General features: G+C 58.5%; 16 protein-coding genes. 5 read left to right on the top strand and 11 right to left on the bottom strand.

What is annotated here, in order from left to right:
• Positions 1–26: 26 nt before the first annotated feature.
• From HDF16_RS21325 to HDF16_RS21295, 7 genes are all read right to left on the bottom strand, one after another.
• A complete protein-coding gene (locus HDF16_RS21325) occupies positions 27–2990 on the bottom strand; it encodes an SLBB domain-containing protein (RefSeq protein ID WP_246409536.1) in 2964 nt (987 codons plus the stop codon).
• Between the two features lie 14 nt (positions 2991–3004).
• Positions 3005–4315, bottom strand: a complete 1311-nt coding sequence (locus HDF16_RS21320; protein ID WP_184221388.1) for a nucleotidyltransferase family protein — start codon at positions 4313–4315, stop codon at positions 3005–3007.
• A 30-nt stretch (positions 4316–4345) separates the two neighbouring features.
• A complete protein-coding gene (locus HDF16_RS21315) occupies positions 4346–4837 on the bottom strand; it encodes a c-type cytochrome (RefSeq protein WP_246409533.1) in 492 nt (163 codons plus the stop codon).
• A 3-nt stretch (positions 4838–4840) separates the two neighbouring features.
• The gene (locus tag HDF16_RS21310; protein ID WP_184221384.1) at positions 4841–5200 is read right to left on the bottom strand and encodes a cupredoxin domain-containing protein; all 360 of its coding nucleotides are present in this window, start codon (positions 5198–5200) and stop codon (positions 4841–4843) included.
• 26 nt (positions 5201–5226) lie between these two features.
• On the bottom strand, positions 5227–5526 hold the full coding sequence (locus HDF16_RS21305; protein ID WP_221312984.1) for a c-type cytochrome: 300 nt from the start codon (positions 5524–5526) through the stop codon (positions 5227–5229).
• Complete coding sequence (locus HDF16_RS21300) at positions 5526–6449, bottom strand: hypothetical protein (protein WP_184221382.1); 924 nt, start codon at positions 6447–6449, stop codon at positions 5526–5528. The genes HDF16_RS21305 and HDF16_RS21300 overlap by 1 nt, the downstream gene beginning before the upstream one ends.
• Positions 6450–6813: 364 nt before the next feature.
• A complete protein-coding gene (locus HDF16_RS21295; RefSeq protein ID WP_184221380.1) occupies positions 6814–7269 on the bottom strand; it encodes a VOC family protein in 456 nt (151 codons plus the stop codon).
• Positions 7270–7926: 657 nt separating this feature from the next.
• Between HDF16_RS21295 and HDF16_RS21290 the strand changes: the two genes are divergently transcribed.
• Both HDF16_RS21290 and HDF16_RS31615 read left to right on the top strand, forming a co-directional pair.
• Positions 7927–8619, top strand: coding sequence for an RNA polymerase sigma factor (locus HDF16_RS21290; protein ID WP_221312983.1), 693 nt, complete (start codon positions 7927–7929; stop codon positions 8617–8619).
• A gap of 231 nt (positions 8620–8850) precedes the next feature.
• Positions 8851–12327: a CHAT domain-containing protein gene (locus HDF16_RS31615; protein WP_184221376.1), complete on the top strand. Its 3477-nt coding sequence runs from the start codon at positions 8851–8853 to the stop codon at positions 12325–12327.
• Between the two features lie 33 nt (positions 12328–12360).
• Here the strand turns inward: HDF16_RS31615 and HDF16_RS21280 are convergent, their stop codons facing one another.
• The 3 genes from HDF16_RS21280 to HDF16_RS21270 form a co-directional block, all read right to left on the bottom strand.
• Complete coding sequence (locus HDF16_RS21280; RefSeq protein WP_184221374.1) at positions 12361–13689, bottom strand: clostripain-related cysteine peptidase; 1329 nt, start codon at positions 13687–13689, stop codon at positions 12361–12363.
• A gap of 135 nt (positions 13690–13824) precedes the next feature.
• Entirely contained in the window at positions 13825–14994 is a 1170-nt protein-coding gene (locus tag HDF16_RS21275) for a phosphoserine transaminase (protein ID WP_184221372.1), read from the bottom strand.
• Between the two features lie 228 nt (positions 14995–15222).
• Positions 15223–18837 (bottom strand): TonB-dependent receptor, encoded by a 3615-nt coding sequence (locus tag HDF16_RS21270; protein ID WP_184221369.1) that lies wholly within the window; start codon positions 18835–18837, stop codon positions 15223–15225.
• 448 nt (positions 18838–19285) lie between these two features.
• Here HDF16_RS21270 and HDF16_RS21265 point away from each other — a divergent pair, with 448 nt between their 5' ends.
• From HDF16_RS21265 to HDF16_RS31305, 3 genes are all read left to right on the top strand, one after another.
• A complete protein-coding gene (locus HDF16_RS21265) occupies positions 19286–19699 on the top strand; it encodes a DUF4126 domain-containing protein (RefSeq protein ID WP_221312982.1) in 414 nt (137 codons plus the stop codon).
• Positions 19700–21076 carry an FAD-containing oxidoreductase gene (locus tag HDF16_RS21260; protein WP_184221365.1) on the top strand — a complete coding sequence of 459 codons (1377 nt, stop codon included), beginning with the start codon at positions 19700–19702 and terminating at the stop codon, positions 21074–21076.
• Between the two features lie 85 nt (positions 21077–21161).
• Positions 21162–21560, top strand: a complete 399-nt coding sequence (locus HDF16_RS31305) for a type II secretion system protein (protein ID WP_281383529.1) — start codon at positions 21162–21164, stop codon at positions 21558–21560.
• Here HDF16_RS31305 and metH read toward each other — a convergent pair.
• Positions 21557–24295 (bottom strand): methionine synthase, encoded by a 2739-nt coding sequence (gene metH / locus HDF16_RS21250; RefSeq protein ID WP_348641377.1) that lies wholly within the window; start codon positions 24293–24295, stop codon positions 21557–21559. The genes HDF16_RS31305 and metH overlap by 4 nt on opposite strands.
• Between the last annotated feature and the right edge of the window lie 2 nt (positions 24296–24297).

The raw sequence follows: 24297 nt of genomic DNA, 5'->3' as shown, positions 1-24297 counted from the left end.
CTCGTGAGTGGCATGTAGAGGCGTCATCAAAGGACACCCGAGACTGCCGCCGTAATGGCCAGTGAAGATGCGATCTGCGCGACGGTGAGGAGGTTCCGCCAGACGAGAGAGCCGCCGATGATCTTCTGCGGCACCACGATCAGATCTCCCGGCTGCAAACGAGTCGACAACACTCCGCCGGAAAAGGTTCCGCCGGAGCGCCTCCCGATTACGGAGCCATTGGCCCGGACGACAAAGATCTCCTTGTTATTCGCGACTTCATTTGTGCCGCCGGCCTGCTGCAGATACCAGCCCGCAGACTTACCGGGAACGAAGGTGATCGCAGAGGAGTTGTAGACCTGCCCACTGACCAGAACGAAGCCAGGACGCTTAGGAATGGTGAGAATATCGCCGCTACGGAGCTCAATGTCTGCGTCGGTGTTGGCCCAGGAAGCGATATCAGAGCCGATGTGGATCACTAGCCTGCCGCTCGCGGGCTGGCTGCGTAAGCGAGCCAATACTTCATTCTGTTGTTGTGTTGCTGCTTGCAGGAGCGAGCTCTGATCTTGCCCGGAGAGACTTGGCGTGATCCGCGCCGAGACTGAAGTCGTTTCGATCTGGCGGATCAACTCTTCGCGGCTCTTCTCTTCGAGCTGTTTTACCTGGGTGCGTATAAGGATTGCGCCGTCGGGATATGCGGTACTCCTGAAGCCGCCCGCGCGACGGAGAACCGAGCTAAGACGCTCACCTTCCTGAAGGCCGTAGCTGCCGGGATAGACGGCCTCTCCGTTGATCCTGACTGAAGCGCCGATGTCGCTCCACCCGGAGATCTGATGAATCGTGAGGATGTCGCCAGATTTGAGCGGCACGTCGGAGGAGCGATCGAGGCCTCCTATCGCTTTACCGATCTGTATCGACGATCGATCGCTTACCACCTTGTCCCCATTGACGACGCTGTAGCTTGTAAGGTCGGCGCTCTCCAGTAGGGCGTCGCGCTTGAAGCCGCCAGCCATGCGGACTAGACCAGCCGCCGTCATGCCGTCCGACAGGGCGTATGAGCCGGGATGCAGCACCTCTCCACGAATGGTTACCCGGGGAGAGTCTACTTCGTAGCGACCGTAGAGCTTGACGGTGTCAAAGGGACGCAACGCGATAGAGGCATTACCGATGAGAACATCTGCTACCTGGAATTGGATGGTTTCGGCGTGTAGATCTGGTGGGACGAGGCGGACGATATCGCCATTCACAGATGGCTCAGGCAGAAGGTCCTGGTAGCTGCGCAAAAGATCGCTCAACTTCATGCCTTCGCGATAGGAGTATTTGCCGGGCCGGACCACGTGTCCTTCGAGATAGACGGCGCTCTCGCTATACGGGAGGATCGGTGCGACCCGGATCGAGTCCCCGTCATGGATGCTGAAGGAGCTTGTGGCGCTGAGGACGTCTTCCTGCGAGCCGTCGTGCTTGATATCGAGGGTTAGAGTCTCACGCTTATGATCCGCTTCGATGCGGTCAATCGTGACGTGGTTCATCGACGCAGCGGCGGTCGCACCTCCAGCATCTTCTAACAGTGTTGCCAGCGTCTCTCCTGCCTTGAGTTCGTAGATGGCGGGCCGCTTGACTGCTCCTGAGATAGAAGCCTGTGGGCCCGCTGCGGGAACGAGAAGTGTGTCGCCGGACTGCAGGCGTTCGTCGTTCACACGCAGGCCGTGGAGCAGGAAGTCGTAGAGGTCGACCTCCCGCACTAGCTGTCCTCCACGAAGGTGGCGAACGATTCGTAGCGAGCCAACGCTTGTCGGGCCGCCTGCGGCAAAGAGCGCATTCAACGGCGTGGAGAGGGAGGTGATGTCGTAGGCGCCGGGCCGCTGCACATCTCCGACGACATAGACTCGAACGGTGCGTAACCGCGCGATCGTCACATCAGCGTGCGCGGTGCGGAACTGCTGCTTCAAAGCTGCTTCGATGACCACCTGGGCGCGGTCGAGCGAAAGTCCTGCAACTACCAGCGATCCGGCTTCGGGCAAAGCGATCTTGCCTTCGCGATCGATGGTGCGGTTCAGAGTCTGCGATACTCCGCCCGAGAGATTGATGACGATGCTGTCTCCGGAGCCGAGTATGTAGTCCGGGCCGATCGGGACATCGAGAGGAGCTTGATGAGTGGTGGCGCTCTCCGATTGCGAGAGTTGGCCGCCGTCCCGGCGAAGGAAGACCTCCGAGCCGAAACGCTTCAGCTTGGTCGTGTCCTGCGGGATCTGCGTATATAGATCGCGCAGCGAGAGCAGGTTGTACGGCGTAGGTCGGTGGATGAGCTCGGGAGCTGGCGTGTCCTTCTGATCCGGGCGCTGCGAATCTGATGATACAGAGCTCTTCCTAGTGGTCTGCGGATTTTGACTCTCTAACTGGGCCTGACGGTCGGACTCTCTTCTGCCGATTGGAAGAAGAGAAGAGGAGTCCTCCGGGCTGTGTTGTGGAGGTGCTATGTTGCTTAGCTGCGGAGAGAGCTGATCGAGGTCGGGATCGGTTGCCATCCGAGGCAGATCATCCCCTCCCCGCAGCTCGTCCAAACTGCGTGGATCGTGCACATCCTGATCCGATGCGGAGCGCTGAAGATCAGATTGGACGACGTAGCCGCGAGCACGCAGCCAATCGGTGATGGTGCTGCGAAGACTCGCGCTGAGGGCGATCTGATCGTATAGCTGTTCGTCGGTAATCGAGTCTGCGAGCGCGTTGATGCCGGTCTGCTGCAGTTGGTCTGCAAGCAATGACTTCAGTTCTACGATCAAGTCGGGATGCTGCTGCAGGATCGAGTCGATCTGTACGGCGCTCAAAGAGTCGCGTCGCGTCGCTGGGGGTCTTCCGGTCTGTGAGCTCGATATACCGGAATTCGTGGCGGGGATCTCCCCTTGCTGTAGATCGCCCGGGCTTTGCTGCTGCTGTTGTTGTTGCTGCGCGAAGACCAGATTGATCGAAGTGAGAGACACCGCGATGAGAATCGCCCGGTGCAAAGAACTCATGGAGCTAGCAAAATTCATCGTGTTGGCACCGTCTCAGAGCGGAGACTCGCGGAAGTCGCGGGCAGCGCGGCGTGTTCCTTTAGAAGCCGGCGCCAGCGGCGAGACTCGGCGAGATAGGCAAGGCCTTGGAAGATATGGAAGCGAAGACGGAAGGCCTCGTAGCGAAGCTGGTAGAACTCGCTCTTTATGCGCTTCCCGAGGCTCGCATCGGACTTCACGGGAAAGATGCGCGGGGGACGGCTGAGGGGCAGAAGAGCCCTGCTTCTCTCTCTCTCCCATGTGCGGGTGTCCGATTCAAGCTGCTCGCGCAGCAGCAAATGAAGCTTGGTTCCGGGGAAGTCAGCGAGTACCGAGCTGCTTCCATAGCGATTGATCCAAAGCTTGATGGGGGGCGGCAGGTTTTGGACTGGGCCGCATTCGAAGGCCGCCGGAATCGGGCAGTCGAAGAGGATTCTTGTGAGCAGGCAGACAGCTCCCATCGCGATCTCCGCCCTTCCGTCACGATCTAGTCGCCGTAGTACCTCATCAAGGAAGGCTCGATCACTTGAGTGGAAGGTCAGGTGATTTCGAAATTCCAGGAGCCATGCCAGGCGAGTGGAAGGTCCGCATAGATGCGAGAGGATATGGGTCGCTTGACCGATAAGTTGATCTGCGGATGAGAGCGTGGGAATTTCAAATCCTTCGAAGTTCATCGAGTGCAGATTTTGAAGCCGCGGGTCGCGACGCGGTTGGTGGTCTGACCCGTCGGCGCAGGGAAAGTGTAGTTCGACGGATCGCTGCTCACGAGGTTTATAGAGATTGGAGATGTCGGCTAACTGGTCGCTATAGGTCTTGAACTCGAACACCGTGTCCGTCGAAGCGTGAAGAGCATAGCCAAAGGTCGAGAGGACTTCGCAGCAACGCTTCAAGTCGGCGCCGTTTAAAAGGAAGTCGAAGTCGAGTTGAGTTCGCAGCGAGGGATGTGGGCAGGAATTTGGAGAGAGCGTAAACCCCTTGAGATTGCAGTATTCGACCCCCGCGTCCTGAAAGGCGCGATTCAGTAGCTTGAATTCATGGAGCATGGATACGGAGCGTTCGGCGTTGTCGGCGAGATTCTGAACGAGACGTGCACGGACCCGTGGCGGAAGGAGATCGGCAACCCCGAGTTCTTCAAGACGGCGCAGAAGATAGAGAGCCATCCCGCTTGCGTCGAGCCAGTAGAAGCTTCGTTCCCACTTCTTTGTAGAGATATGCATGAGCGCATCGCGCAAGTATTCGACATCATTCCTGAACGCCATGACTACGACTTGCACAACGTCTTGATCTGCTTGCTGGCTCCACTTCATCGTTCTCCTCCTTTCTCCGCGGCGCGAAATTCAATGGCTATACATCTCGGGCTCTCCAACACTTCCCGCTGGCGGGAGATGCCGGAGGTAGACAACGATCGTCCAGATCTCGTCTTCGCTTAGAGTCCCTTTGGAAGCGGGCATTCCCGAAGGCGCGATTCCGTTGTCGATGATCCATTTGAGTTGTCCATCGGTATAGCTCTGAACGCCCGATGAAGTGAGTAGTGGCAGGGGAGGCGACATCTTCTCCGCGAAGGGCACGCCGGTGTTTTGACCATCGATTCCATGGCAGGCGACGCAGTAATGACCGAAGGCCTCTTTACCGGTCGCCAGATTATCGGAATTCGATTCGAAAGGGTTCTTGAGCTTCTTATTCCCCACCGTGATGTGGTGCTTGATGAAGTTCACGGTTCCGCTCTCTACCTTCCCGGCTGGGCTCACCTTGCATCCACCTAGGAGCGCGGTGACTGCGAGCAGCAGGTGCAGCCTCATCGCCGGGCGAGTTGGATTTGGTCGGCGCATAGATTAGTCGGTGACGTGGAGACTTAGCTTCATCGACCCGTGACCGGAACCGCAGAAGACGGAACACTGACCAACGAAGGTTCCCGTCTTGTCCGGAGTGAAGGTAACTTCCTTCGTCTCGCCCTTCTTAGCACTTACCGACACATTGAAGTCCTTGAACTTCAAGCCGTGATCGACGTCCTTGCTGGTGAGAACGATGGTGACGGGTTCACCCTTCTTGACCGTGATGTCGCCAGGGGTGAAGTCATAACGTTTGGCGACAATCTCGATCTTCTTGCCTGCCTGCGCGGCTGCACGACGCGGGACGATCCCGCAAAGTATGAGGGCAAGGAGTACATAGCCTGATATGCGTTTTAACAGCATTGATCTCTCCTGAGAACTGCGAAGGTTTATGGATTGAGGTAGTGAAGGATGGCGCGCTCGTCGGCCGCGCTGAGATTGGCGCGCACCCTCATGTGGCGGATCACGGTTCCGGTGATGCGCGGGTTCAATGTGTCGGGAGCATAGTGGCAGCGCGAGCAGTTGGCCCTGAATGCGCGTTCGCCCTGATCATCAGGGGATGCGCTTTTCTGGGTAGAAGGAGGCGCGGAGTTAGGGGCGGACGACTTCGCTGTCTGGCTTGCAGACGAAGCGAGAGCACAGGAGATGCCGAATAAGCCAAGAAGGATCGGATAGATTAACTTCTTCATTACTTCCTCCCAGGCCATGCGGGAAATAGAAAGCGATAATTGAGTGAAAGTCCCCAGATATTCCCGTTGCCATTTGCTGCGAATTTTCTCGAATAGCTGGAGTTGAACCGAATATCGTGAGGAAAGTGATAATCGAGGCCAAAGTCCGCGAGAGTGGTGTCGACGCCTGGAAGGCCATCGGTCGATGATGGGCTATTTCGAAAGGTCTGCTGGAGACGAAAGAGAGGTTCCACGCGACCGATCAAGCTGTCAGGGCCGCGCCATTGTGAGAGGCGGTAAGAGTTCTCTATCCAGTAGCCTTGCGAATGCGGATCGTGCGCGTATTCCGCTCTTACCTGGAACGGCGAACTCAAAGGAAGCCAGTAGAAGTGAACGCCAACGGAGTTATAACGGGTGTCCTGCAGCCGTCGCGTGAACGAAGTTCCTATCTCGATTCTCTTGTTAGGAAAGAAGACTTCAAGGCGGTCTCCGATGGCTCGCGTTCCGTTCAATGAGAATCGATCTTGTCGCTTGGAGAACCACCCGACATAGTTCAGCTGAACGTGCTCATTTCCGGCTGCATTTCCGCGGGCTTGCATGCCGAAGGATGTGCCGGTATCCCTGGTGCCGACCGCGGAGATAAGCGGGGCATCCTGAAAGTTTTGCTGCCATAGCTGTGAGAGACGTTCGTTGTAGGTGTTGAAGGGGGTGAGTGATTGTCCAGCCACGATGGTCAACCGGGAGTTGACGATGTAGTCGAACTGCAGGATCTGCGTCGATTTGAAGAGTTGCCCATGGTATGGGCCGGTGCGGTTGTTCTGGATAAAGAAGCCGTCGAAGTTGAAGCGTCCTTCGGCCAGTAGGTGAGGGCCTAGCGGGGCGGCGAAGACCGGAGCGACGACTGGCTGAAAGAAGTTGACGCCAGCATTGGTCTCGCTGAGCATCCCGACCGACCCACTGATGATGGGAACGTTTTGAGCTTTAGCCTGCGAAGAATGGGGTCCGGTCGCAAAAGCGAATAGAGACAGTATCGCGGCGATAAGTTGAAGGCGTCGTCTGTCTTTGTTTCTGCACTGTGACTGTCTGAAGGGTATGGGCATAGGCGGCGCGTGACTACAGCCCTTACGCTAACGACGTCGCCAACTGGATGTGTCAGCAGTGTGTCACGCTTTCGTCTTTGCTTTGTAAGTCCAGAAGGAGGTCCTTGGACGCAAGACGAAGCGTTCAAATTCAGCGCAAGCGCGAAGTCGCGCGGCCGGAAATATTCTATGGAGCTAAAGACTTACGCTGCTATGCCAGATCGAGCTTTCAGCTCTCTCGCGCGGCAGCTTCAAGCCTGAGCAGGTCCATCTTGATCATGCTCATCATGGCCTGCATGGCTTTGGGGTGACTGATCAACTCGCCGATGTTGCGTGGCACCACCTGCCAGCAGAGACCAAAGCGATCCGTGAGCCAGCCGCAGGCCATTGGTTTTCCGCCTTCGATCAACTTGTCCCAATAGCTGTCAATCTCTGCCTGGGAATCACAACGGATGAAGAACGAAAATGCGGCGGTGAGTTGTTGCGCTGGACCTCCATTGAGGAAGACCATCTCCTGTCCTTCAAGCTCGATGCTGATCGTGGCAATCTTGCCTGCGGGCCACGGTCCGACACCCTTGGAGCGCACCTCACTGAGCTTGCGCGCGTGCGGGAAGACGCTCAGGTAAAACTCGGCGGCTTCTTCTGCGTTGTCATTGAACCATAGGAATGGCGCGAGGTTATTCATGGCGGCATCATAGCAAACCGAAAGCCATATTCGACAAGTCGATCAGGCCACGGTTTCCGAGATCCAATGGATCTGGGACTCACTGCATCCCCGGCGATTGCAACCGGTAGAAGATTCCTTCAGGATCTCATCTTGCTTCGCGCCTTGATGCGGCGCCGTTTGCTTGTCAAAACCATTTCGATCAGATGCCGCAGGTTCGCAAGTCGCTCCGCGGCAGGCCTTCCGCGTTCCCTCAGTTCGTGGTGATCGAAGCAGATTGCCGTCACGCCGAATGGGCGGTTGGGATCGTCTGCCGGCCACTCCAGGAGAGGCGCAGAAAGGACACAGTTGTCCACGATGCCCGAGGCTTGCCGACCTTTCCTGGTTCTCCTCTTCTGTGGAAGAAAAAACGGTGTGCTGCCTTGAGAGAGGCGCGTGAAGATTCGACTTGTTCGTTCGCGCATGGTCTTCCCGTTCTGTCGGCTGTAGGCGATTTTTGGCTTCTAGCCTCTACCCTGGCACGGAATAGGCAGGGTGAAGACGTTTCGCCGCGATCCTCAGTCGAACTTTATGTCTATCTTCGAAGAGACGCGAGAACGGAAGGTTTCCCTTTCCCCCCCGGGGCGACCTTCTGAAAATTCATCGTTATCATGTAAACTGACCATCCCGAGGGCCCCGTTGATTCCATACAAGGAGATGAAGACGACGGAGCTTATCAAGGCGTGTGCCGAATCCGACCATGCCATGCCCTGGCAGGCTTTGGTCCTTCAATTTCAACGCCCAATCAGTCTTTCCGTTCTTCGCACCCTGCGCCGGTGGGGGATCTCCGCGCCCGATATCGTTGAGGACCTCGTCCAAGAGACGTATCTAAAACTCTGCCACGACCGATGCAGGAAGCTGTTGCGCTTCGCTATCGATCATCCGGACGCCGTCAACGGGTATGTCAAGACCGTGGCCACAAATGTGACTCATGACTACATCAAGTCCCAGAGGACCCAGAAGCGCGGCAATGGCGAGGTAGGTCAGTTCTCCGATCACGTTGAACCGGAAGCCAGAAGTGAGAGTTCGGGCGGGACAGAGTCGATCCGTGCTGCCGTGTTGATGCGCGAAATCGACGACTGCCTGGCCGAGTGTACCGAAGGCACAGCCCAGGCGCGCGACCGGCTCATCTTCTGGCTCCACTACCAGCAGGGCATGACCGCCACCGCGATCGCCGCGCTACCTGTTGTGGGACTTACAACAAAGGGTGTGGAGAGTGCCATCTTCCGGCTTACGCGCGAGGTTCGAGTCCGAATGACCGCCAGAAAGGGCCAGCCGGGGAGCCCGTCAGGTTCCACTGCAAAAGGATTCGGACGCGCGGAGTCGTACTAGACAGGAGAAGTGCTCGTGAAGAGGCCATCGGATCAACATCTCGATGACGCGGAAATTGTAGCCCTGGTGTCGGCATCGGAATCCTGCCTGCCAGATCCTTCGCGATCTTTGGAGTCTCCGCGAAGCGGGACGGAAGATCATCTCGAGACCTGCAAGGAGTGTCTGCAAAGGGTGCATATGTTTGAAGAAGCTCGGGAGCTGCTCCAGGGGTTGGGGGAAGGAGGGCAGTCGGTGCCCACCCCCTCTTGTCCTGCCGGTACCGATTGGACGGCGGTAGCGGCGGGATCGCTGAATCCTGCGGATGCAGCCACTGTCCTCGAGCACGCGGCTCGTTGTTCGCACTGCGGACCTCTCCTGAAAGCCGCAGTTGAAGACTTCGCCGACGAACTCACACCGGAGGAGGAGGAGATGCTCCGGTCATTGCCGAGCAGTACACTGGCAGGCCAGAGCATGATCGCGGATAGTCTCCGGGTGTCTTCGCTGCCGCCAGCCGGACACGCCGGATGGACGAGCCAATCCTGGTTCGGCGCGAGACCGGAACTCAAGTTCGCTCTGCCGGCAGCCGCAGTTGTCCTCTTCGGGGTGGGCCTTGTGGCAACCCGGCACTATTGGCAGAAGCCTTCCCCCGGCTCGCTGATCGCACAGGCATACTCCGAGAACCGGACGATCGAACTTCGCATCCCTGGCGCAGACTATGCTCCGACCCGAGCCAGGCGCGGAGGCGACACTTCGAATCTTGAACGTCCCGGATCGCTGCTCCGCGCAGAGTCGGCCATCGCGGATGGACTGCGCGAGCGGCCCAGTGACGTTGCCTTGCTCGACGCTGAGGCACAGGCAGATCTGCTCGATGGCAACTTCGAACACGCTATCGAGATCGCGCAGCGGGCGCTCGAAACCGAACCGGAATCTGCCGCTGCTTTGCTCGACCTGAGCACAGCGTACTTCCTTCGGGCGGAGCAGAACAACGGCGACGAGCACGACTATGCCCTCGCCATCGAATATCAAAGCCGGGTGCTGACGAAGTCTCCTGACAACCCGGTGGTTCTCTATAACCGTGCCGTTAGCGAACAACGTGCGTACCTCTACGATCGCTCCGCGGACGATTGGAAGCACTTTCTGCAGGTGGAGCGCGACCCGGCATGGCTCGCGGAAGGGAGGCGGCAGAACGACGCCCTGCTGCTCCTGATGAAGAGATCGGGCCGATCCGATGCCGTCCCGGCGGAAGACCTTCCGCAACTGTCCCAAGCTCTGAGAGCACATACCGGCCGCAGAGGAGAGACAGACTGGCCCGGTACGCGGGACGAAGCCTACATGAATCTCGCGTTGGAGCATTGGCTCCCTGCCGTCTCCTCGTCCAATTACCAGCATGGTCACGAAGAGCAGGAGAACGATGGTGCCCTGCTTGCTCTTTCTGACGAACTGAGCCAGAAGCATGGAGATGTCTGGCTCTCTGATCTTCTGGCGTCGCCTCATACTCCTCGCTGGGCGGAGGGAGTTCGCGAACTCTCCGTTACGGTTCGACTGAATGAGGAGGGCGATCTCGCGCAAGGCGTCCTCCATGCCCGGCGATCTCTCGATGACTTTCTTAAGGAAAAAAGTGATGCAGGAAGCGCGGCCGCCGCGTTTCAGCTTGCCCGCGCCTTAGACCACTCGCAGATGGGAGATCAGTGCCTTCCAGCTGCTATGGAGGGCCTTCGATCCATTCGAACGCATCGCTATCCGTGGGTCGAAACACGCATCTTCTACGAGCTTTCAACATGCTCGTCGTTACGAGGGAATCCCGCAGCCGCAGAGCGGTTTGCCCGGCACGGCGAGGCCTCGGCCCAGGCTGCAGGCTACCCCGTACTTGAGCTGGTCGGGAGATTATTTCTCGACGGTGTCTCCTCTCGCGCGGTGGCGGAGTCGGACTCCTGGAATCGTATGCGCGCGGGCCTGCACGACTACTGGAACTCTGAATATCCTGCATTTTGCGCAGGAGAGTTCTTCGCGGATATGGGCTTCGCGGCCAAGACCGAGCATCTCTGGAACTTTGCCGAGGTCGTTGATCAGGAAGCTCTCCTGAAGAACTCCGAGGGCCGGGACCGTGTCGTGAAGGCATCCGGGCACGCTAGCGTAGCTCAGGCAGCGCTGGCCGCTGGAGATGCAAGGCTGGCCGACGTAGAGTTCGGAAGGGCGGCGGAGATGTTTGCCGCTCTAGGCAAAGACTCGCAGGTGGCACACGCGACGCTTGAGATTGAACGAGCCTCGTTTGAACTTCGGCAAGGCTGGCTTGAAAAAGCGCGAAAGCGCCTGGAAGATGTGCGAAACACACTTCCAGCGGTCGGCGACCAGTCGACGGAGACGCTCTACCACGAGACGCTCGGCGAACTCTATCTCCGTTCTGGCAAACCCGACCTGGCGGAAGAACAGCTTTTGCAGGCAATCCGCTTGATCGAGAAGGGCAAGAACTCGCTGTCTTCAGAGACTGAGTTTCTTACCTGGCAGCTCGATAAGGCGCAGACCTACCGGCTGTTGCTCGAGATCTACAGCACCCGCCCCGAGGCCGAAGCCCGCTCGCTTGCGTTCTTGGAGTGGTATCAGGCGGAACCACTTCGGGTGACTCCGCATGCAACCCGGACCCTCGCGTATGACCCACTGGAGCAGGAGGCGATTCCAGCAGCGGGGGAGGTGGTCCTGGCGAAGCGTCTCGCCGACGCCGCACCCACTTCGCCGATACTTGTGTGGGCATCTTTCCCTTCCGAACTCGTCATCTGGGAACTGGACCGCAGCGGCGTCCATCGCGTTCAGGTCAACGTGGGAGCACCGCAACTGCAGGCCACCTCGACCCGATTCGCCCGCCTGTGCGCCGATCCTAACTCCGACCTGAAAGCACTTCATCGCGATGCCAACCAACTCTACGCATGGCTGATCGCTCCGGTTGCTGATCGTCTGCCGCAGTCGGGCGCTCTGACTATTGAACCTGACGTTCCGCTCCGTGGCATCCCGTTTGCCGCGCTCGAAGGCCCGGGTGGGAGTTATCTGGGAGACCGCTTCGCGATCTCCGAGTCTATCGGCCTCCTCTATTCCCAGATAGCGCGTCCTGATGGGCGGATTACGCAAAAGTCGGTCGCCCTTTCCATCGGCGATCCGTCGCCCGGCGAACTGGTTCGGGTCAATCGACTACAGCGTCTGCCCGATGCGGACCGCGAGGCCGATGATGTCGCCGCACGATTCGATCAACACTTTCTGCTGCAGGGCAGTCGCGCTACCCTTGCAGGCGTCGTGAAGTTGCTGCCTCGCGTACAGGTGTTTCACTTCGCCGGCCATGCCGTGATGCGTGGCCCTGAGCCGGGGCTGCTGCTGGCATCCGGACCTGGCGAGATGCAGCCCTCAATCTTATCCGGGCAGCGTGATCTCTCTTCGCAGGACCTTCACAATCTTCAACTCGCTGTGCTCTCAGGGTGCGAGACAGCGATGGCGGATCAGGGGATGGTAGATCCCGGCAGCCTCGTCCGGATCTTCCTTCGTTCCGGAGTGCCTCGGGTCATTGCCAGCAAATGGCGAGTGGACTCCCGTGCAAGCGCCGAAACAATGGGGAACTTCTATACTCGGCTGCTGCAGGGTGAACATGCACCTGCTGCCCTGGCAGCCTCCGAACGCGCAATTCGCTCCAACCCCAGTACCGCGCACCCTTACTATTGGGCCGCATTTACATCGTTCGGAAGCTAGGCGCCTCAGCTGTATAGCCTCCTGCTCCGGCGACTACAGACCCTTGGGGATCTCAGGAAGGAAGAAGCGAACCAGCGTCGACCAGCCCGTCGTCCGGTTGAACTCCAGCTTGATGTATTCGCTCCACAGGATCTGGTAGCTCTTGATGGGCAGCGTGGCCCCTCCGGGCAGAAGCACGCTCTTGTCCGGAATGTGCGGAGGCGTCTTCACGCCGCCGCCCTGGGGCGCTGGCAATGTTTCGCTTGCGGCCGGCTGGACCGGAAATATAGTTGGCGACGCCGCGGCAACCTGCTCAGGATCAAGGTTTTTGGGGAAGTAGATCGCGAGCCCGTGGCTGTTGATCATCTCGTCTTTGGGAGCAGCACGGTGATGCAGAATATACAGATGGTGCAGCGAGTTCCCCGCGTGCCGATAGATATCTGAGGATCTGTCGAATGACTCCGTCAGCTCGGTGAGGAAGACGAAGAGATCAATGTACGTGGGCTCGGATTGAGTTCTCGAAAACTCACGGGCACGAACGATACGATTCTCTGAAGTCTCTTCTGTTAGCCCCGCGAGTAAGGCCTTCACCAGGCTCTTGAACTCGGCCGCGAATGCGTCGCAGGTCGACAATTCCAGTGCACTCAGCGAGACCGCGGTTGTGTCTTTGGCCGGGTTGTAGGTGGCGACGTACTTGTCTACGATGAGCTGCGCAAGCGTCTTACCGTCCAGGCTGGAATTGGTCTCCATTGCGCCGACAATCTCGCGATAGGGGAAGCTTGCGTCGGGAATATCTTCATCCGACGAGACCATGATCTCCACCGATTCGCGGACCTCGTGAGCAATTTCTGCGAGTCCCATCAGGCATGCGTCAAGTCCAAGAACATCGATCTTTCGACCGATCTTCTTCGTGAAGTCCCTGAAGACTCGAGCCAGAGCGATGTCCTTGACGTAGATGTTGGCGTCACCCGCGTCAAAGAAGTCCTTCACCCCCGCCTTGGGAGGCAGAGCGTCGGTCGGCGCTGAGGCCGTCGCGTACACATAGACGTGGTCGAGGCCGGCTCCATGCCCCCACAGAACGAGAAAGATGGGACTCTTGCCGGCACTCTTTTTATCGTCTTCGGCCGCCCAGTCGAGGAAGTGTTCGAGTCGCTTCGCGCGATCAGCTGTGTAACCTGCAGGTGCCTCCCACTCGACCGCCTTGCGGCCTCCAGCGACACGGAAGCGAGCTGCGGAGTCCTGATCGGGACCGTCGAATTGAACCAGGATCTCCGAGGTGCCAAGCCGACTCGCCTCGATTGTCTGACGAAGGCTGACCAACGCGTGGTCGAACAAGCTGTTATCCGCCGCGATGTACATCAGGATCTTCCAGGGCTCGCTCATGCCCAACTAAACGGCTGCATGGAAGAAATCTCTTTTGCATGTAGGCGATCGTCGGCGTTCATCAGAGCCTGCAACAGGAAAGCCCGCCGACACCTCCAACCTGTGTCTGCGGGCTTTCCTTTGCTGGTCAAAGGACTAGGCTAGTTTGGCTTTTATCTCTTCGAAGGCGAAGTCAAGCCATGCAAGCAGGGCCTCGATATCGCTTGTCTCCACCGTCGCTCCACCCCAGATACGCAGGCCCTGCGGCGCATCGCGATACGAGGCGATATCGAAGGCAACGCCTTCCTGTTCCAGCAACCCGATCGCGGACTTCAGGAATGATGCTTGCTTCGCTGGCTCCCAGGCTACAAACTCCGAATGAACGATCCTCAAGCAGATCGAAGTGCAGGACCGAGTCTCCGGCTGCGTTGCCAGAAAGTCGACCCAGGTGCTTTGACCCTTCCAGTCGACGATTGCCTTGAGATTGCTCTCAGAGCGTCGAATGAGCTCCGGTAGGCCACCGATAGACTTCGCCCATCGCAAGCCGTCAAGCGCATCTTCTACCGCCAGCATCGAAGGCGTGTTAATCGTCTCGCCCTGGAAGATGCCTTCGATGATCTTTCCGCTCTTGACCAGGCGGAAGATCTTCGGCAACGGGCGGCCGGAGTTGAATGTCTCAAGCCGTTCCACCGCACGCGGACTCAGTACGATCATGCCGTGTGCGCCTTCGCCACCCAACACCTTCTGCCACGACCACGTTGTCACATCGAGCTTCTTCCACGGAAGATCCATGGCAAACGCCGCCGACGTCGCGTCGCAGATCGTAAGGCCTTCACGCGTGTCGGAGATCCAGTCGCTGTGCGGCACGCGGACGCCTGAGGTAGTTCCGTTCCAGGTGAAGACGACGTCACGCGCCGAGTCGATCTTCGTCAGGTCCGGAAGATCTCCGTAGTCGGCCTCGTAAAGGTTCAGGTCGGTCAGCTTGAGCTGCTTCGTGATGTCTGTGACCCACTCCTTCCCGAAGCTCTCCCAGGCAAGAACGTCGACGCCGCGCGCTCCCAGCATCGTCCAAAGTGCCAGCTCGACGGCACCCGTATCCGACCCTGGAACGATTCCGACGCGGTAGTCGGCCGGAATGCCGAGGATCTCGCGGCTCAGCTCGATGACTTCCTGGAGCTTCTGCTTTCCGGGCTTCGAACGGTGCGATCTTCCGACCAGCGCATCGGCCAGCGAGGCCGAGCTCCAGCCGGGCCGCTTGGCGCATGGGCCGGAGGAGAAGTGGGGGTTGGCTGGCTTATTTGCAGGCTTGTTTGGCAGTTCGGACAATGGTCTTCCTTCCGGTGATGGGCAGATGGTTGCGCTGCCGATGTCTTGCGAGAGTGTGCCTCACGCGCGACAGGCACGTGACTTGGTCTATGGCTGGACTTGATCGCCACAGCAACCATTTTACGGCGTGGCCTCGCAGATAGTCGTGAAGTAGCCGTCGGTGGATGCAAAAAGTGAGGGGGGGCCTATGGCCTCCCCTCACTTTTCATTGCTGTTGTGGCAGCCGGGTTAGAAGTCCAACCGCATCGAGACCTGGCCACTTCGTGCTCCCGCAGGATCTGATCCCGGGGTTCCGCTGCTGCTCGATCCGATGACTCCATTGATGCGTCCGAAGGTCTTCGAACTGATGTCTAGGTTCGGATCGCCCAAGTTTGTGTGGTTGAGGACGTTGGTGAAGGTTCCCTCAGCCCGCAGGTTCACGCGCTCGGTGATCGCGAAGACCTTGCTGATGCCGGAAGAGAGGTTCACGGTTCCGGGGCCAATGATCGATCCCTGGCGTGCGTTGCCAAAGCGGCCAATTGGAGCTCCGTAGTGGGTTACCGTTCCATCGGAGTTCGTCACATCGCCGAGACCCGTGGTGCAGGCCTCGCCAGTATTGACGACATACCCGGCCATGCCCGGGCAGGTGAATGCAGCGGTGTTGACCCAGCCGTTGCGGCTACGGTTGCTGGGATTGATGGAAACGCCCGCTACGCGGTCAGGATATTGGCTGCGATGGCCGCCATCGAAACCGGTCTGCGTGCCGTTGAGGCCTGCTCCGGTGCCGGACGGGTCGCCCTGTCCGCTTCCGTAGTAAGGCGTCTCGAACGCCCCCGACTGCCAGAGGAAGATGTTCGAGATCCGCCATCCGCCGAACGCGAGGTCCGCGACACGGGAGATGTTGGAGCCGAACTGCTTGCCGCGGCCGAAGGGAAGCTCATAGACCATTGTCGTATTCCAGCGATTGCGGCGGGTGCCGAAGACATCGCCATAATCAGCGCGCTTGTCGAGGATCGAGGTGGCGCGGCTTCCACCGTTCTCACCCGCAAATCCGATGTTGTTTCCAGGACCTTCGTTATCTGCAAGGGCCTTGGCATAGGTGTAGGAGGAGTCGAACTGGAAGCCACGCTGGAAGCGGTGCGACAGTTCGGCCTGGAGCGAGTGATAGCTGGCGGTTGCGCTGGTGTCGCGAGTGTTGATGCGGCCCCAGTTTGGGAAGCGGCGAGCACTCAACGGCGCGTTGTTGGCGGAGAGAGTGGTTGAAAATGGAAGCGTGTTCTCATCCGGTGCAAAGACGAGGTGAATCGTCTCTGAACCGATGTACGAGACGCGCGCCGCGTAGCCCGAGCCGATGGAGTGGTCCACACTGAGCGACCACTGGTGGGTGTAAGGGTCCTTCCAGTCGATGCTGTTTGCGGTACCGAAGTAGTCCTGACCGTAGTTGGTCGCACCGCCGCCATTACCCGCGCCAGCAAAGATGTTCGGCCACTGGTAGCCAGGAGTTCCGTTGGTCAGCGTGTTGGTGTACTGCGTGGTGCCTGCCTGCAGCGTTCCGGTAAGCGAGTAGAAGCTGGATCCTAGCAGGTTGTTGTTGTAGATACCGTAACCGCCGCGGATAGAGGTTCTGTCGTTGTCGAACGGCTTGTAGGCAAAGCCAAAGCGCGGCATGAAGCGGAGGTGCGGGTATTTCTTCAGGCCCGAAGGATAGCCTGACTGGCTTGCAGCGAGTACAGGCATGCAGGGCGCGCCGTTGATCGTTGCTCCGCCGCTCTTGCTGCCATAGGGGCTGCAGGCATTCGCGCTCAGGAGGAAATCGTTGTTCAACAGATCAGCATGCCCATCGGGATAGATAGAGGCGCCGGATCCAGCCACTGTCGGGTCGAAGTTTCCAATGTCACCATGAACATCGTAGTAGCCGGGATGCAGTTCGTACCGCAGGCCGTAGCTCAGAGTGAGTCGGTTGGTAAGCTTCCACTGGTCCTGCGCGAAGAAGTCGTAGTGATTGGATTTACCGTCGTTGTCCTGGCTTACGACGTCGTAGAACGTCTGGTAGGGAAGTCCTGAGAGGAAGTCCGCGAAGTCGACGCCGGTGAAGAGGCCGGCGCTGGCCTGGGTGTTGTACTGGAAGGTGCCGTAGTTATCGGAGCCATTGAAGCCGAGCGCGGAGACCGACTCCAGCGTGCGGATCTCAAAGCCGAAGCGGAGGTCGTGGTGACCCTTGTTCCAGCTGAGTGAGTCCGTGTAGACGTACGTCTTGGAGCTGCCGACCGAGCTGAGACGGTCTGCGTCGAGGTTAGTTATGTTGTGGAAGTCGAGTTCCGGAATACCGTTATAGAAGAGGTTCTGCAGACCGTTCAGGCCAAGTCCCTCTGTAAATGCCTTGCCGTCGAAGCTATTGCTCTTGCCGCTGTTTGACCGGACAAAGCCGAAGCTGAACTCGTTGATGATCTTAGGGGTGATGGTGTAGTTAGCGCTGATTTTCAGCACGTGGTTGATGTTGGTGTTTTGTGCGGAAGGAACTCCGAGAGTCACGGCCGAGTTTTGGGGGTAGTTCTTATAGCTGTAGCGTCCCCACAGAAGGAACTTCTGATTCGCTCCAATGTACTGATCGCCACGGATGTCGAACTGGTCAGAGTGAGCGCTGATATCCTTGTTGACCTGGTAGTTCGATGTGTCGTCGTCGCTATAGGCGCTAGGGTCGCCAATATTGGGGTCGGGGTAGAACGAGAGCAGCTTGGCCGCGGCGGCGTTGACTGAAGGCAGCTTGGTCCCGTAGCTTCCGCCGGTGAACGGGTTCTTCAGGCCGGTGAATCCGGCTGACGTGTACTTGGAGAAGTCGCCCTGTTTCATCAGCGTGCTGGGCACTTTGTAGAAGTCAGTCTCTTGTGCGGGATGACGCCAGCCTTCGTAGTCGCCGAAGATGAACGTCTTGTTGTGCCCGTTGTAAAGGTGTGGAATGACGACCGGGCCGCTGAAGCTGCCACCATAGGTGTTGGCGACGAGCTTGGGCTTGGTCGTCGTGGTGTTGTAGGTGTAGTTGATCGCATTGAAGGCCGCGTTCTGGTGGTACCAGAATGCTGAACCATGGATGGTGTTGCTGCCGCCCTTGGTGGTGATGGTCACTTCACCGGGGGAACCGAACTCGGCGTTGTTCTGCGCGCCATCGGTGCGGATTTCAGAGATCGCCTCGGTCGATGGAAATGCGTCCGCGATCGGAGTATCGCCGCCGCCAGCGCTCTTCACGGTGATGCCATCGACAGTTACATCAGCCTGAAAAGGAAGACCGCCCTGCAGTGAAAATTGCTTGTGATCAGCCTGAACGCCGGGCAGGGTTCCGATGATGTTGTAGGCGCTGGTCCCGGTCGCGCTGGCGCGCGTGTTGACGGGAAGATTCGAAGCTTCGATCGCAGAGTAGACCGCGCTGACGGTCGCATTGTCTGTGTTGATCGCTCCGATCGCTTCGGCGGAGACCGTGACTTCCTGCTGCACGTTGCCGACAGCCAGCGACGGGTCTACGCGGAGCTGCTGGCGGGCGGACAGAACGAGCCCTGAGGTCGACCACTTCTCGAATCCAGCGAGAGTCACTTCGATGCTGTACTTCCCGGCTTTCGAGTCTCCGAACTGGAAGTCGCCGGAGTCGTTCGATGTAGTGGTACGGACGGTGCCCTGGTCAAGGCTGGTGAGCACGACGCTCGCGCCGGGCACGACCGCTCCAGCGGTGTCCTTCACTGTGCCGATGATGCTGCCTTGAATCGATTGAGCGAGCACACTGTGGCAAGTGGGCAGCGCAAGAAGAACGAACGCGATGGACGCGAACGATCTTTTGAGCCAACTCCCGGAGAATTTTAGATGTGAGATGGACAAGACACGTACCTCCAAAAAAGGTTGATTTGGGTTGATGCACGAGACGGAAGCGCCTTCATGCAGGCCGATCGAAGGAGGAGCTACTCTCCAAAAGCGCTGATTTCAATCGTTGGAATAGATCTTCCGTAAAATTCGCAACTGGTATGCGGCTCATCGACCAGCTTGATTGCAAACCCGCTTTGTAGCGACAGCAGGGCCCGTTCGGCAAGTTTTCGGATGTTCTGAGATTAGGGGTTCGACGTTATCGTACCGTGAATTCGCCGATTATCAAGCCATTTAATCGTGTTGCCCGATTGCTGCTTCGGGCCAGCAAGTTGCCCCGATTCAACTGGAGGTTTACGGTTATCTCACTAACAGAACAAACTCAAGGTGAGTTGATCTTTCCAGAAGATCGAGGGAGCAAGCTGTGGTTTTGCTATTTGCGCTTCTAATAGGAGTCGTCGCGGGCATGCGCGCGATGACCGCTCCCGCCGCAGTGAGTTGGGCTGCCTACCTGGGGATGGTGAAAGTCGCGGGCACACCCCTGGCTTTCATGGGTGCGCACATCACGCCTTACATCTTCACCCTCTTCGCGATCGGCGAACTGGTGAACGATAAGCTCCCGAAGACTCCAAGCCGCAAAGTCCCACCGCAGTTCGTCACAAGATTGGTGACGGGAGGACTTGCCGGTGCCACGATTGGGATCGGCAGCGGACAGCTCATTCTCGGCATCGTTGCCGGCTTGGTGGGCGCAGTCGCCGGGATCTATGGGGGCTCATTTCTCCGCAGCCATCTTTCAGAGGTCACTGGAAATCCCCTTATAGCAGCGCTGATTGAAGATTCAATCGCGATCATTCTTGCGATCATTGCTGTGAGGTTCTAAATGCCCATCACCTATGACGCAATCGTCATCGGCGCAGGCCAGGCTGGGCCGGCTTTGACTGCCCGTCTCTCCGCTGCCGGAAAGAAGGTAGCTCTTGTCGAGAGGAAGCTGCTTGGTGGCACCTGCGTGAACGTGGGATGCACACCTACGAAGGCTATGGTTGCATCCGCACACACAGCGCACGTCGCACGGCGTGCCGGTGAGTTTGGAGTCATTGCGGCGGCCGAGGTCAGTGTGAACTTGCAGAAGGTGATCGAGCGCAAGAATCAGATCGTCGCCAACTCGCGCGCGGGTCTGGAGAAATGGATGGCGGGCCTCGACAACTGCACCGTCTACCACGGACATGCGGGCTTTGAGTCCGCGGCGAGTGTTAGTGTCGGCGATCAGGTACTGGAAGCTAAGCAGATCTTTCTGAATGTCGGCGCACGCCCTGTCACCTCGATCGACGGTGCGGATTCCGTCCCGTATCTCACAAGCAGCACCATACTGGACCTCGACGAACTTCCCGATCACCTGGTCGTCATTGGCGGCAGCTATATCGGTTTGGAGTTCGCTCAGATGTTTCGCCGGTTCGGAAGCGAGGTGACCGTCGTCGAAAGAAGCGCCCGGCTGCTGCCGCATGAAGACGAAGACGTTTCTGCTGGAATACGAGAGATCCTCGAGGCGGAGGGCATCCAGATTCGTCTGGAAGCAAAGTGTCTCAAGCTAACAGGATCTGCCGGAAATGTGGGTGTCGGACTGGACTGCAGTCATGGCGCTCTGGAGATCGAAGGCAGCCACATCCTGCTAGCCATCGGACGGAAGCCGAACACCGATGATCTGAACCTTGCTGCCGCAGGGATCGTGGTGGATGAGCACGGCTACATCGTCACCGACGAACATCTTCGCACTAACGTCGACGGGATCTTCGCGATGGGTGACGTCAACGGTCGAGGGGCCTTTACTCACACCTCATGGAACGACTACGAGATCGTCGCCGACAACCTTCTCGACTACGGCACACGATCAACGAAGGATCGTTTCCCGGTTTATGCTCTCTACATCGATCCGCCGATGGCGCACATCGGTATGACTGAGGCCGAAGTCCGAAAGGCTGGTCGCGCGGCTTTGATCGGCAAGCGACCTATGACGCGCGTGGGTCGCGCTGTCGAAAAGGGCGAGTCGCAGGGGTTCATGAAGGTACTGGTTGACGCAGAGACACGTCAGATTCTCGGCGCAACGATCCTCGGTGTTGGCGGAGATGAGGCAATTCATTGCCTGCTGACCTGCATGTACTCGAAACAGCCGATCGATCTGATTGCACGCTCTGTGCACATACATCCGACCGTCTCGGAGTTGATTCCCACCATGCTCCAGGAGCTGAAGCCCCTGACCTAGCAGGCAGCGAACACGTCTGCGACGGGCACATGGTCGAAACGAATTTCCTGATAGGTCACTATTCCATGAGTTGAAGGAGGAGCGCATGCGTATCGCAGACAAGATGAGGTCGAAGGCAAGCAAGGGCTTTACGTTGATCGAGCTGCTGGTAGTGATTGCGATCATCGCTGTGCTGATCGCATTGCTTCTTCCGGCGGTCCAGAAGGTCAGGGCCGCTGCTGCGGACAACGCCGCGTCCAACGACCTGATGCTCATCGGCAAGGCCGAGATCGCCTATCACAGCACAACGGGCTCTTACACAAGTTCTCTAACCGCACTGACCACACTGCCCGAACAGCTCTCAGGCGGTGAAGCGGATGGCCATGTGTTCACCATCCGGTCCGCGACGCAAGAAGCTTTTTTGGCACAATCGACTCCGATTACGCCGGGCAAGACCGGTGTGAAGACCTGCACCATCGATCAGACTTTGAAGATCGATTGCTAGGCAGCGGATGATCTGGTTACAGGGTCATAGTTGAGATTCTGCCCCAGCCATCTCTCAACCTCAGCGACAGTAAATCTCTTGCGCTCGGCGTAGTCGAGCACCTGGTCCTTGTCGATCTTGCCCAGGCTGAAGTAGCGTGACTTCGGATGGCCAAAGTAAAGGCCGCTGACGCTGGACCCGGGCCACATGGCGAACGATTCGGTGATGCGGATTCCTGTGTTCGCTTCTACGTCCAGCAACTCCCAGATCGTGCCTTTTTCCGTATGATCTGGGCAGCCGGGATATCCGGGCGCGGGTCGAATGCCGCGATAAGTCTCTTCGACCATCTGCGACGGCTTGAGATCTTCCGTCAGTCCATAGCCCCATGCGTCGCGCACCTGCTTGTGCAGCCACTCCGCAAAAGCTTCGGCGAGCCGGTCGGCGATGGCCTCTGCCATGATTGCGTTGTAGTCGTCGTTCCCGGCGCGGAAGCCATCTACCAATGCCTTCAGGCCGATGCCCGTCGTTACGGCAAAGGCTCCGATGGAATCGGTAAGCCCAGTCTCCTTCGGCGCGATGAAGTCAGCGAGCGAACGGCAGGGCTCGCTGCCCTCACGATTCACCTGCTGGCGCAGGAAGTGAAACTTCGAGATCACCTCGTCACCAGTCTCATTCGCGTATAGCTCTACATCGTCGCCCACAGCGTTCGCAGGGAATAGGCCGAAGACTCCGCGCGCCGTCAGCAGCTTCTTGTCGATGATCTTGTCCAACAGTACGTTGGCATCGGTGAAGATCTTGCGCGCCTCTACTCCCGTGCGCTCATCGTCGAGGATGCGCGGATAGATCCCCTTCATACCCCAGGTGTGAAAGAACGGGGACCAGTCGATATACTCGCGCAGCGTCTTCAGCGGAACCGATTCGAGAACGCGGACGCCGGTGAAGGCGGGCACGGGAAGGTCGTCGGCGCACCACTCGATCGGCGACCGTCTTGCGCGTGCAGTAGCAAGCGAGATGGCCTTCAGCTTCGGCGCGGCATGGTTCCTTCGCAACGCCTCGTAGTCCGCGCGGTGCTGCTCGACAAACGCTGCCTTTCCGCCCTCGCTCAACAGGCTTGTCGTGACTGGCACGGCACGGCTTGCGTCGAGCACATGGACGACCGGCTCACTGTAGTGCGGCGCGATCTTCACGGCTGTGTGTGCGCGACTTGTTGTGGCGCCGCCAATTAACAGCGGCAGCTTGAACCCCTGGCGCTCCATCTCGCTGGCGACATGCACCATCTCGTCGAGCGACGGCGTGATCAGGCCGCTTAGCCCGATCAGGTCGACCTTCTCTTCCTTCGCGCGCGCCAGAATCTTCTCCGACGAGACCATCACGCCCATGTCGATGACCTCGTAGTTATTGCACGCCAGCACGACGCCGACAATGTTTTTGCCAATGTCGTGGACGTCGCCCTTCACAGTCGCGAGAAGAATCTTGCCCTGCGCCTTTACCTCCTGGCCGGAGGCGATCATCGCTTCCTTCTCAGCCTCCATAAAAGGCGTGAGATGCGCCACAGCCTTTTTCATAACGCGTGCCGACTTGACGACTTGGGGCAGGAACATCTTGCCCGATCCGAAGAGATCGCCGACCACGCTCATGCCCGCCATCAGTGGACCTTCGATCACCAGCAGAGGACGCCCCAGCTTCACGCGTGCTTCCTCTGCGTCGATCTCGATGTAGGAATCGATGCCGCGCACCAGGGCATGTGACAGACGCTCCTCGACCGAGCCGCTCCGCCACTCTTCCGTCTTCTTCTCCGTTGACGCACCGCTGCTTGCGCCGCGCAGCGTCTCGCCGTACTCCACCAGCCGTTCGGTTGCGTCGGGCCTGCGGTTCAGCAACACATCTTCGACCAGTACCTTCAGCTTCGGCTCGATCTCTTCATAGACTTCGAGCATGCCGGCGTTGACGATGCCCATATCCATGCCGGCCGCGATCGCGTGGTAGAGGAAGGCCGAGTGCATCGCCTCGCGGACCTTATTGTTGCCGCGAAAGCTGAACGAGATGTTCGAGACGCCGCCACTCACCTTGGCATGGGGCAGGTTCTCTTTGATCCAACGCGTGGCGTTGATAAAGTCGACCGCATAGTTGTTGTGCTCCTCCATGCCGGTCGCGACGGTCAGGATGTTCGGATCGAAGATGATGTCTTCGGGCGGAAATCCGACCTCGTCGACGAGGATGTTATAGGCGCGCTCGCAGATGCGGATCTTCTCGTCGTAGGTGGCGGCTTGGCCTTGCTCGTCGAACGCCATCACGACGACCGCGGCACCATACTTCGACACCATGGCGGCGTTCTTGCGGAACTTCTCCTCGCCTTCCTTCAGCGATATGGAGTTCACGATTCCCTTGCCCTGCAGGCACTTCAGACCCGCTTCGATGACCTCCCACTTTGAGGAGTCCACCATGAAGGGTACCTTTGCGACTTCGGGCTCGCTGGCCAGCAGCTGCAGGTAACGCGTCATCGCGGCGACGCCGTCGATCATGCCCTCGTCCATGCAGATGTCGATGACGTTGGCGCCGTTCTCCACCTGCTGGCGCGCGACGTTGACGGCCTCTTCGTAATTGCCCTCTTTGATGAGCTTGGCGAACTTCGGCGATCCCGCGACGTTAGTGCGCTCACCCAGCATGATGTACACGCCCTGCTGTTGCGTGAACGGCTGCGAGCCTGAGAGGCGAAGCGGCTTGAACTCTATGGTGTCGACTGCACTATCACCCACGC

The organism is Granulicella aggregans, from assembly GCF_014203275.1.
Taxonomy (GTDB): domain Bacteria; phylum Acidobacteriota; class Terriglobia; order Terriglobales; family Acidobacteriaceae; genus Edaphobacter.
The sequence above is the reverse complement of the archived record's forward strand: the minus strand, read 5'-3'. Positions and strand labels throughout refer to the sequence as shown.